The sequence below is a fragment of the Rhodopseudomonas parapalustris genome (assembly GCF_053772255.1).
In genome coordinates this window covers 22,716-33,501 of sequence record NZ_JAMKBZ010000043.1, presented here as the reverse complement: position 1 = coordinate 33,501, position 10,786 = coordinate 22,716, and the positions used below count along the sequence as shown (strand labels likewise).

Here is a 10,786-nt window from a genome sequence, read left to right as displayed (position 1 = left end):
ATGATGCTGTCACTCCGACTCGAAGCCGCCCGACACCCCTAAATCAATCCAGTTCAGCAAACTTCACGGACGACTCTTGCGCGCCTCGAAGGAAGCGGACACGAGGATGGGTTTGCGTGCCGAGGGCTTTTACCGCCGTCCGCCCGAGAACATCGGCGACTCGCCCGGCAGCAGGTTGGAGCGAATGTCGCTGTCGGTGGTGCCGTTGTACTGGGTGTAGCCGGCCGAGAACGACAGGCTGACATTGGAGGTCGGCTTGATCTCGATGCCGGCATTGACCGTGCTGGCCGTGGTGTTGCTGCTGGCGAAGCCCGGCGAAGTCAGCGCGGTGAACACGTCCGGCTTGTATTTCAGGCTGTCGACGCCGCCGAACAGCGTCACCGGCATGTCGCCGACACCCTTGAAGCGGTAGCCGTATTGCGAGCCCTCGACGGCGAGCGAACCGAAATTGCCGAATGCGCCGGCGCCGCCCGGCGTGCTCCAACCGAGGCCGCCGGCCAGCGGGCTCACCGGAGCACTGTAGCTGCGGGCGACGAAGCCGCTGCGCAGCTCGCCATTCTCATCGGTTTCGGCGGTGAAGCCCGGCACGTCGCTCCAATTCATCGAGCGCCAGTTCTCGACTGTTCCGCCGCCGAACCCGAACGGACCGCCAGGGACCCAATAACGGATCGGTGCCACCTGCGCCTCTGCCGTGGCTCCGGCGAGGAACATCGCAGCCAGAACGAGGCCGCAGCGGGCGACGACAGGGGAGATGCGGATCTGCTTCATCGGGCTAATTATACGTTCGGGGACGGGCCGAGGCCAGCCGGTGCTGCGGATCGCCGCAGCGCCGTGGTTCCAGCGTCATGATCCACGGGATGACGGCGGCAGCGTGGCGGCCGGCTCATTCCGGCAGATCGGAGAACCGCGTCAGCCAGATCACCGGCGGAATGCTGGCTGCGATGATGATAAGGGCGGCCAGCGCGCCGTCTTCGAAGCTGCCGCGGCTGGCGTATTGATAGATCGAGGTCGACAGCGTCTCGACGTTCAGCGGCCGCAGCAACAGCGTCGCCGGCAGCTCTTTCAGGCAATCGACGAACACCAGGATCGCGGCGCCGACCAGCGCCGGGCGCAGCAGTGGCAGATCGATCTTCCATAGCGTGACCAGGCGGCCGGCGCCGGCGGCACGGGCCGAGTCGTCGTAGTCCCGCGGGATGCGGTCGAACCCGGCTTTGAGGAGGCCTGTCGGCACCGCCAGGAAGCGGATCACATAGGCGGCCACCACCGCGCCTCCGGTGCTCATCAGGATCAGGCCGGGCGATGGATAGCCGAAGGCGCGGAACAGATTGGCCACCGTGCCGTCGATCACCAGCACCGGCGTCAGCAGCCCGAGCGCCAGCACCAAGCCGGGCAGTGCATAGCCGAGCTGAGTGACGGTGACGGCGGCCCCGGTCACGCGGTCGCTGCGCCAGCGCGCAGCGAGCACCACGATCAGCCCGAGCACCAGTGCGATCCCGGTCGCCGAGGTCGCGAGCGTTATGGTGTGCAGCGCATCGCGCCACAGCGCCGGATCGATCCCGATCGACAGGCTGCGGCGCAGGCTCTCACCGAGCAGATAAGCGGCTGGCAGCACGAAACCGAACAGCGGCGGCAGCAGGCAGACTGTGGTTGCGAGGCCGCTCTTGAGGCCGCGCAGCTGCGTCCGCGATCGTAGTCGCGGGCTTTCTGCCGACAGTTCGACGCTGGCGCTGCGGCGGCCGATCCGCTCGATCGCGATCAAGAGCGCGGCGAAGCCGAGCAACACCAGCGAGAGCTGTGCTGCACCGGCCAGGCTGCCGCGATTGAGCCAGGTGTTGAACACCGAGACGGTGAGGGTGCGGACGCCGAGATACTCGGAGGCGCCGATGTCGTTCAGCGTCTCCAGCGCGGCCAGCGCGACGCCGACCGCGAGCGCTGGCCGCGCCATCGGCAGCACCACCCGGCGCAGGATGGTGAAGCGGCTGGCGCCGAGCGTGCGCGCGGCTTCGATCGCGTCGGTGCCCTGTGCCTGGAATACCGCGCGGGCCGACAGATACACGTAAGGATACAGCACCAATGCGAGCAGCAGCATCGCGCCGGGCAGCGATCGCATCTGTGGCAGCCACTGCACCGCCTGCGAGGTCGGCATCAGCAGACCGAGCGTGCGGTGCACCAGCCCGAGCGGCTCGAACAGATCGACATACACATAGGCCGACAGATAGGTCGGCACCGCCAGCGGCAGCGGGAGCAGCCAGATCAGCGCGGTGCGGCCGGGAAAATCGTGCGACGACACCCGCCAGGCAGTGCCGGTGCCGATCAGCAGCGTCAGCGTGCCGACGCCAGCGATCAACAGCGCAGTGTCGCCGACCGCGCGCGGCAGCACATAGGCGATCAGATGCGACCACACCTCCGATGCCGGCTGCAGCGCGATCAGCATCAGGCTGATCACCGGCGCGGCGACGAGGAGGGCGGTGAGGAGGGCGAGACCGAGAACTGTCTGGTCGGAGGGAGGCGACGTCCTCATCGCAGAGGTCGCTCTGTCTTGCAATCGGGTGGCAAGACGTCGCCTTCCTGAAGGTCGTCATGCCCGGGCTTGTCCCGGGCATCCACGCCTTCAGGCTCCGCTTCGCGCGTGGCCGTGGATGGCCGGGTCAAGCCCGGCCATGACGGAAAGTCAGTCCCGTGTGTCAGTTGTCGAATCCGACCTTGTCGACCAGCGTCGCGGCAGCCTTGCGGTTGGCGGCGATCTTGGCGATCGGCAGCGGGTCCGGCTTCAGTTTGCCATAGCCGGCGATGATCGGGTTGAGCGGCACGCCGGCGCGGATCGGGTACTCGTAGTTGGCGTCGGCGTAGATGTGCTGCGCCTTCTCGCCGGCGAGCCATTCGATCAGCTTGATCCCATTGGCCTTGTTCGGTGCGTTCTTGGTCAGCAGCACGCCGGACAGGTTGACGTGGGTGCCGCCGCCTTCGAAGGTCGGCAGGATCACCTTCGTGGCATCCGCCCAGCTCTTTTTGTCCGGATCCTTCAACATCAGCGCCCAGTAATAGGTGTTGCCGATGCCGAGGTCGCATTTGCCCGCTGCGACGTCGCGCGCGGTCTCGCGGTCGCCACCCGACGGCTTCTGCGCCAGGTTAGCCTTCAGGCCGCGCAGCCATTCCTCGGCCTTCGCCTCGCCGTGCTTGGCCACATAGGCGGCGAACAGCGCGTTGTTGTAGATGTGCTGGCCGGAACGGATGCAGATCTTGCCCTTCCACTTCGGGTCGGCCAGTTCCTCGTAGGTGATAGCCTCCTGCTTGACGCGATCCTTCGAGGCGTAGATCACCCGCGCCCGCATCGAGATGCCGGCCCAATGGCCGTTCGGATCGCGGAACTGCGCCGGCACGATCTCGTCGAGCACCGCCGAATTGATCGGCTGGCTGATGCCGGCCGCGACCGCGTCGTCGATCCGGCCGATGTCGACCGTCAGCAGCACGTCGGCCGGGCTATTGGCGCCTTCCGCCTTGATGCGCTGCTCGAGGCCGGAACTCGCCGAGATCACATTGACCGCGATCCCGGTGTCCTTGGTGAAGGCGTCGAACAGCGGCTGCACCAGCTTGGTTTCGCGGTAGGTGTAGACGTTCACCTGCTCGGCGGCCCCTGCGGCGAACGGCACGAAAACGGCGGCAAGTGCGAGGGCAGCGGCACGTAGGCGACTCATACGGCGGGCTCCTGGAGAGACTGCGATACCGCTGTCACTAGCCCAACAGGTGTACGCAATGCAGCGGCGCAATGTCGCGATTAGAGCGATTCCAAATCGCTCTGGCCTGGCGATTCGGGGCCGGGGATGCGCCAGAATGGTGCAGGCGCCGCCTGTTGGTCAGATCAGATGATGGCCGGCGCCGTCCTGGCAGGCCGGGCATTTGCAACTGTGGAAATTCACCTCGGCAGCCACGTATTCGGTGCCGCAATGGATGCAGGCGATCTTCAATTGCGGCCGGCGGTCGGCACTGCAACTGGCCGTCCGGGCGATCAGATATTGACCGAGCGAATTCTGATCGCCTTCGGCGACATGATAGTTCGCACTCACGAGCGTCCCCCGGGAATGTGCATCTGCGAGATAGTCTAACACACAGTCCGGCGGGGAATGCAATTCGAATAGCTGCAACCGAATCGCGGCTGCCGAGGGCGTGGCGGTGTTGTAATGCCAGCGTGAATCAAACCTTGCACCAATGGTAATCAATCCAGCAGATCGACGATGGCGCGGCGGCTATCGCCGCGCCGCATGAGTGCCATTGCCATTACCATTGCCGTTCTCGTCGATCGCGCGGCGCAGGCGGCGAATGATCACGCTGCGCGCGCGCTCGTCGGCCGCGGCTTCGAGGTTGGCGTTGATATCGAGCAACAGCTTCGACATCTCGTTGTGCCAGTCGAGTTTGACCACGGCTTCCGGCTCCAGCCGTCGGCGATGTTTGCCGTCGAGCACGGTCGGAACCGGTGCGGCGAGTTCGTACACGTCGTCGAGTACGGGCTGGAAGATCTTCGATGCCGGCAGCACGCCGCCGCCGAGCCGCTCGGCCAATGCGGCGATCGCAGCTTCCTCGCCGTGCGCGAGAAACAGCCCGCGATCGATCGGCCGCCGCTCGGTGATCCAGCGCGTCAGCTCTCCGGCATCGGCATGGCCGGAGTAATCATCGATGCGGCGGATCTTGGCCTTGACGCGGACTTCCTCCCCCATGATCCGCACCGCCTTGGCGCCTTCTTCGAGGAAGCGGCCGAGCGTGCCGTTGGCCTGATAGCCGACCAGCAGCACGGTGCCGGTGGAGCGGCACAGCCAGCGCTTGAGATGATGGCGGATGCGGCCGGCATCGCACATGCCGCTGGCGGCGATGATGATGTGAAAGCCGTTCAGCTTGGCGATCCCCTTGCTCTCTTCCACCGTCTCGGTGAAGCGCAGATGCGGCGAGGCCAGCAGCCGTTCGACGTCGACGTCTTCGTCGAGGTCGGCGGCGTGGCGGCGGAATACTTCGGTGGCGCGGATCGCCAGCGGGGAATCCAGGAAGATCGGCGCGCTCGGGATCGTGCCCTTTTCCATCAGGTCGATCAGGTCTACGATCAGCTCCTGGGTGCGCTCGACCGCGAATGCCGGAATCACCAGTGCGCCGCGGGCCGCCGCGGCGGCGTTGACTTCGGCAGCCAGGCGCTCGTGGCGGAGCTTCGGCGAGGTCGGCTCGCGCATCCGGTTGCCGTAGGTCGACTCGCAGATCACGTAGTCGAAATGCGCCGGCGCTTCCGGATCGGGTTGCAGCAGCTTGCCGTCGGGGCCGATGTCGCCGGAGGCGAGCAGGCGCAGCGCCGATGACGAGCGGCCTTCGCCGTCGATCTCGAGTTCGATCGAAGCCGATCCGAGCAGATGGCCGGCGTTCCAGAACCTTGCGCGCACGCCGGGAAGCACGTTGACCCAGCTCTGGTAATCGACCGGATAGAACGACGACAGCGTCGCGATCGCGTCGGCCTGGGTGTAGATCGGACTGACCTCCGGCTTGCCGCGCGCGGCGTTGCGACGGTTCAGCATCATCACTTCGGACTCCTGGATGCTGCCTGCGTCGGGCAGCATGTAGGAGCACAAATCAATGGTGCCCCGCGTCGCCAGGATTCGTCCCTTGAAGCCCTCGCGCACCAGCTTCGGCAACAGGCCGCAATGATCGATATGCGCGTGCGTCAGCAGCACCGCGTCGATCTCGGAAGGGCGGAATGGAAATGCGCCGTAGTTCAGTTCCTTCAGCGTCTTGTGGCCCTGGAACAGGCCGCAATCGACCAGGAAGCGCTTGCCCTTGGTCTCGAACAGATAGCATGAGCCGGTGACGGTGCGCGCAGCGCCGCAGAATCGGATGGTGACGCTCATGCGCGGGTCTCCTTGAAGGTCGTGCCGATCTCGCCCCGCAACGCCTCGACGAACAGATCGTCGAGTGTGATCGCGTTCGTCGGGTGCGGCACAGTGTGGGTGGAGCGGATGCTGCGGATGCCGGCGGCGGCGAAGTCGCGCAGCATCGCAGGCGGGAAAAGTGCGTGAGTGATCACCGCGTCGACTGATGTTGCGCCGGTGCCGAGCAGCGCGCGGGTGCAGGCGATCAGCGTGCCGCCGGAGGAAACGATATCGTCGACCAGCAACGCCGGCCGTCCCGCGATCGCGCTCGCATCGCCGAACGCGATTTCGACCGACCGATCGCCATGGCGGATCTTCTGCGCCACCGCCGATCGCGTGCCGATCAGTTTGGCCAGCGCATCGACCCATTGCTGGGATTCAGAGTCGGGCCCGACCACCACGGTGTCAGGATCGAGCGTGCAGCGCAGCGCCGCGGCGATCGCCGGCATCGCCGACAGCTCATCCGCCGCGATACCTGGGAACACATCGCCGAGCCGTGGCGTGCGATGCAGATGCGGATCGACCGTAATGACGCGGTCGACCAGCCCCGCGAGCAACTGGCCCATCGCCTTCTGGCTGATCGCGTCGCCGGGATGGAATGCCACATCCTGGCGCATGTAGCAGAGATACGGCGCCAGCAGTACCAACCGGTTGCAGCCTTCGCGGCGCAGCGCTTCGGCGGCGAACAGGATGGTCACCAGCTTGTCGTTGGGCTGGTCGAGCGGCAGATACAGGATCGTGGTCGCCGCTACCGGGCCGGCATTGACGGCGATCTCGCCGTCCGGAAAGCGGTGCTGCGTGATGAGATGCGCCGGCACGCCGAGCCGGGCCGCGAGCCGATTGGCATCGTCCGCCGCCGAATCCAGATAGCGCAGGGCGACACTCACGACACCAGATCCACGTCGGCGGGCGTGTGATGATTGATCGCGAAGCCGGACTCAGCCTGTGCGGCTGCCAGCGCCAGATCGAATTCGGAGCGGTCGGACGCATAGACCCGATACAGCGGTTCGCCCTTTTCGACGCGGTCGCCGATTTTCTTGAACAGATCGATGCCGGCGCCCTTGGCGACGGGCGCGCCGGCGCTGCGGGCGAGGCGGTTGATGCGCAGGCAGTCGATGCCGTTGACCACACCGTCCGCGGTCGCCAGCACATCAGCCGCGTAGCTGCCGAGTTCGGCCGGGCAGGGTGAGGGACCTTGCGCATCGATGATCTGTTGCATCTTCTTCAGCGCCGCGCCGCTGTCGAGCAGCTCCTTGGCGCGGGCATAGCCGGCGCCGCCGCGCAGCTTTGGATCGTATTCGAGCAGATGCGCGGCGAGCCGCAGCGATTTTTCGCGCAAGTCAGCGGGGGCGCCCGGCTCGTTGCCCAGCACCGCCATCACGTCGCGGGCTTCCAGAACCGGGCCGATGCCGCGGCCGATCGGCTGCCGGCCGTCGGTGGTGACGACCTCGACGCTTATCCCGAAATGATCCCCGACGAACTCGAACAGTTTGCGCAGCCGCATCGCCTCGTTGGCGTTGGTGACTTTGGCGGACGGGCCGACCGGGAAGTCGATCAGCAATCGGGTTGAGCCGGCGGCGAGCTTCTTCGACATGATCGAGGCGACCATCTGCTCCGGCGTGTCGAGGCTGAGCGGTCGCTCGACCGAGATCAGGATGTCGTCGGCGGGTGACAGGTTGACGTGGCCGCCCCACACCAGGCAGCCGCCGCAGGCGTGCACCACCTCTTTCATCTGCTCGACGTCGAGATCGACCCGCGCCAGCAGCTCCATGGTGTCGGCGGTGCCGGCCGGCGAGGTGATGGCTCGCGATGAGGTCTTCGGAATCATCAGGCCGTGCGCCGCGACGATCGGCACCACGATCATGGTGGTGCGGTTGCCGGGAATGCCGCCGATGCAGTGCTTGTCGACGACGATCGGTGTGTCCCACGTCAATTGGGTGCCGACCGAGGCCATCGCGCCGACCAGCGCCAGAAGCTCGTCAGTGGAGGTGAAACGCGCGGCGCTGATCAGGAACGCGGCAATCTCCATGTCGGAGTAGCGGAAGTGCGCGAGATCATCGACGATCGCAGTGATTTCCGCAGCCGACAGCGTGTGGCCCTGGATCTTGGCGCGAACCGCGTCGAGGCTGGCCGGCGAGCGCGCTGGCGTCACCGACACCGCACTGCCGACCGGTTCGTTGAAGCGACGAAAAGCGGGTTCCGACAGGCCGAGTTCGTCGGGGCCGATCAGCGCATCGTCATCGGTGATCATCAGCGTCGCGAGCAGCACTTTGCCGTTGATGCGTAGCTCGACGCGGCTGAAGCCGCGGAACACATCCGGGCGCAGGGCGCGCGAGCGGCGAGAGATCACCGCGACGTTCTCGCGTCCGGTGTCGAGACTGATCCGCCGGATCGTCAGCGGCGGACGGGTGAGATCGGGGATGTTCAAGGTGGCGCAACTCCGCGCATCGGCCGGGCGGCCTTTCAGGAGCGCGTGGCAAAGCGGCGGGTGCCGGGACACGCGATGCGCAAGGCTAGAAGCTGGCGCAGCCGGGCCGTTTGATGCGTGTCAATGTCTTGCGCGGCCTTGGGTCGCGGTTCAGATCCGTACCGCTGCGAGTGCGCGCTCCAGTCGTCCGCGCAGCCGCGCGAGCGGTGCAGCCGGCTCGCGCAACAGGCGAAAGCCGAGATGGATCGGCGGAAGGCCGGCCGAGCAACCGCCGGCCTTGGCGTCGCGGATGAAATCCGAGACGTAGGCGCGGTGCCGTCCTTCGGCGATCCGCACGCCGCAATTGGCGGTTTGCGCCTGCCGTTGGCCGCCGGTGTCGATCGCGGTGCGGTCGAAGCAGGTGGTGGTCCATTCCCAGACGTTACCGGACAGATCGAGCAGGCCGCGTTCGTTGGCGCCGAAACCGCCGAAGTTACGCAAGGCGCTCGATAGATCGTCGCGATCGGATTCACGCTCGTAGCGCGCGATCCAGCGCACCGACGGATCGTCGCTGTCCGACGCTAGCCCGTCGTCCTTGAACTTGCTGCCGGCCGCGAACGCCCATTCGGCGTCGGTCGGCAGCCGATAGTGCGTGCCGGTCTTGCGCGACAGCCATTCGGCGTATCCGGTCGCGTCCTGCCACGATACGCGCACAACCGGACGATCGGTGCGGATCGCGGTGTCGGAAGGCGTCGGATGACAGGCGCCGTCATCGACGCAGAGTTGGTAGTCCGCCGCGCTGACCTGATGCAGCATGATCGACAGCGGCGCGTCGAACCGCAGTTCGATCCGTGGCGCTTCGATCTGCCGCCCGTCGCGGGTGAATTCGCCCGGCAACCGATATCGCATCGTGCCCGGCGCGACGACGGTGATCGGCTGCCGGGCTTCGAAGGCCGGATCGCCGCTTCCGAGCATCAGCGGCACGGCCATGAACGGCGAGGCGAAGCCGGCGAGAGCGGCCAGAACGATCTTGGCTTTAAAGGCGAGCGGCATGGGAGTTCGGCGGGATTGAAGGGGGCTCATTCGTCGATGATCTCACCTCGTCATTGCGAGCGAAGCGAAGCAATCCAGCTCCGAACGCTGGACTGGATTGCTTCGTCGCTTCGCGCCTCGCAATGACGGGGAAGAGGGATGCTCACAAACGTGAGCCCCGGAAGGGTGGAGTCTTAGTTCGTCGATCCGCCTGGGATCGGGCCGGGTGCGCTGACCTGCTTCATCAGGTCGTCATTCCACTTGCCATCCACCTTGAAGTGAGCGGTGGCGCCGAGCTCGACGGCTTCGATCAGGTTGTGATTGACGTAAGCATACACGCCCGGTTGTTTGAAGGTGTAGAGCGCCGCCCCGGCCGAGCCGCCACGGATGAACCAGGTTTCCAGATTGGTCTCCGGCGGATTGGAGAACTTGCCGGTCTCCCAGACGTAATCTCCGTGGCCGCCGATCAGATGTGGGCGGGTGTCGCGGTTGGCCTGCGAGTGCACGATCAGCACGGTTTCGCCGACCTTCGCGGTCATGGCATTCTTGCCGGTGAGTGAGCCGACCTTGCCGTTGAACACTTCATGGGTCGGGATCAGCTTGCGCATCACCTCCACCGTGTCGACATAGGATTCGGCAGGCGAGCCGTAGGCCTTGTACTTGCCGTGCTCGTCTTTCGGCACGTACATGTCCTGCTCGCCGATGTAATAGACACGGTCGTAGTGCAACGGCTTGCCGTCGCGATCCTTCAGGCCGTCACGCGGCAGCACCATGATGGCGCCGTTCATGCCCGAGACGACGTGCCAGGGGATCATGTTGCCGCCCGGCGCGCAGTGATACACGAAGGTGCCGGCGCGGTCGGCCTTGAAACGCAGCACCACCTGCTCGCCGGGGTTGATCAGGGTCAGGCCGCCGCCGCCGAGCGCGCCGGTCGAGGCGTGGAAATCGATGTTGTGCGGCATGGTGTTGGTGGCGGGATTGACCAGCGTCAGCTCGACATAATCGCCCTGGTGCACCACCATCAGCGGCCCGGGCATCGATCCATTGAAGGTCATCGCCTGGAATTTGGTGCCGTCTTCGTCGATGACGACCTCCTTCTCCTGGACCACCAGCTTGAACTCGACGACCTTGGGCCCTTCCTTGGTTGCCTGCTGATGCGCGTGTACGAAGGGCGGTGCAACCAGCTCGACCTTCTGGCGCGGCAGCTTGGAAATGTCCTCTTCGGCAGAGGGGGTGGCTGCGGCGGCGGGCGTCATCGTCGTTGCGGCGCTCATCATCAGCGCGGAGGCGGCGACGCTCAGCAGGGTGTCTCGGCGGGTCATCATGGTCGTGGTCCTTCAGGGCTGGATTGAAACTGGGCTGGCGCAACCATGCGCCTGCTACGCTTCCGCTGTTTGTCCCAGCACAAGCTCAGCGATGAATGCCGATCAACTCCGGTACTCTCCGC

Annotated in this window: 9 protein-coding genes; all 9 read right to left on the bottom strand. The window is 65.8% G+C overall.

Annotated elements, in window-relative coordinates:
• Positions 1-129 precede the first annotated feature (129 nt).
• The 9 genes from M9H71_RS23735 to nirK all read right to left on the bottom strand — a co-directional run bounded on the left by M9H71_RS23735 (position 130) and on the right by nirK (position 10,664).
• Complete coding sequence (locus M9H71_RS23735) at positions 130-768, bottom strand: hypothetical protein (protein ID WP_455407324.1); 639 nt, start codon at positions 766-768, stop codon at positions 130-132.
• Between the two features lie 115 nt (positions 769-883).
• Positions 884-2,521: an ABC transporter permease gene (locus M9H71_RS23730; RefSeq protein WP_455407323.1), complete on the bottom strand. Its 1,638-nt coding sequence runs from the start codon at positions 2,519-2,521 to the stop codon at positions 884-886.
• 163 nt (positions 2,522-2,684) lie between these two features.
• Complete coding sequence (locus tag M9H71_RS23725; RefSeq protein ID WP_455407322.1) at positions 2,685-3,695, bottom strand: Fe(3+) ABC transporter substrate-binding protein; 1,011 nt, start codon at positions 3,693-3,695, stop codon at positions 2,685-2,687.
• Positions 3,696-3,854: 159 nt separating this feature from the next.
• On the bottom strand, positions 3,855-4,064 hold the full coding sequence (locus M9H71_RS23720; protein ID WP_455407321.1) for a hypothetical protein: 210 nt from the start codon (positions 4,062-4,064) through the stop codon (positions 3,855-3,857).
• A 180-nt stretch (positions 4,065-4,244) separates the two neighbouring features.
• Entirely contained in the window at positions 4,245-5,879 is a 1,635-nt protein-coding gene (locus M9H71_RS23715) for an MBL fold metallo-hydrolase (RefSeq protein WP_455407320.1), read from the bottom strand.
• Positions 5,876-6,787 carry a ribose-phosphate pyrophosphokinase gene (locus M9H71_RS23710; protein WP_455407319.1) on the bottom strand — a complete coding sequence of 304 codons (912 nt, stop codon included), beginning with the start codon at positions 6,785-6,787 and terminating at the stop codon, positions 5,876-5,878. Before M9H71_RS23710 ends, M9H71_RS23715 begins: the two co-directional genes overlap by 4 nt.
• Positions 6,784-8,328: a thymidine phosphorylase family protein gene (locus M9H71_RS23705; RefSeq protein ID WP_455407318.1), complete on the bottom strand. Its 1,545-nt coding sequence runs from the start codon at positions 8,326-8,328 to the stop codon at positions 6,784-6,786. Before M9H71_RS23705 ends, M9H71_RS23710 begins: the two co-directional genes overlap by 4 nt.
• A 150-nt stretch (positions 8,329-8,478) precedes the next feature.
• Complete coding sequence (locus M9H71_RS23700; RefSeq protein WP_455407317.1) at positions 8,479-9,360, bottom strand: formylglycine-generating enzyme family protein; 882 nt, start codon at positions 9,358-9,360, stop codon at positions 8,479-8,481.
• Positions 9,361-9,533: 173 nt separating this feature from the next.
• Positions 9,534-10,664, bottom strand: coding sequence for a copper-containing nitrite reductase (nirK, locus tag M9H71_RS23695; RefSeq protein ID WP_455407316.1), 1,131 nt, complete (start codon positions 10,662-10,664; stop codon positions 9,534-9,536).
• Between the last annotated feature and the right edge of the window lie 122 nt (positions 10,665-10,786).

Coding starts and splice junctions, on each gene's coding strand:
- M9H71_RS23735 (WP_455407324.1), bottom strand. CDS start 768: ATGAAGCAGATCCGCATCTCCCCTGTCGTCGCCCGCTGCGGCCTCGTT.
- M9H71_RS23730 (WP_455407323.1), bottom strand. CDS start 2,521: ATGAGGACGTCGCCTCCCTCCGACCAGACAGTTCTCGGTCTCGCCCTC.
- M9H71_RS23725 (WP_455407322.1), bottom strand. CDS start 3,695: ATGAGTCGCCTACGTGCCGCTGCCCTCGCACTTGCCGCCGTTTTCGTG.
- M9H71_RS23715 (WP_455407320.1), bottom strand. CDS start 5,879: ATGAGCGTCACCATCCGATTCTGCGGCGCTGCGCGCACCGTCACCGGC.
- M9H71_RS23700 (WP_455407317.1), bottom strand. CDS start 9,360: ATGCCGCTCGCCTTTAAAGCCAAGATCGTTCTGGCCGCTCTCGCCGGC.
- nirK (WP_455407316.1), bottom strand. CDS start 10,664: ATGATGACCCGCCGAGACACCCTGCTGAGCGTCGCCGCCTCCGCGCTG.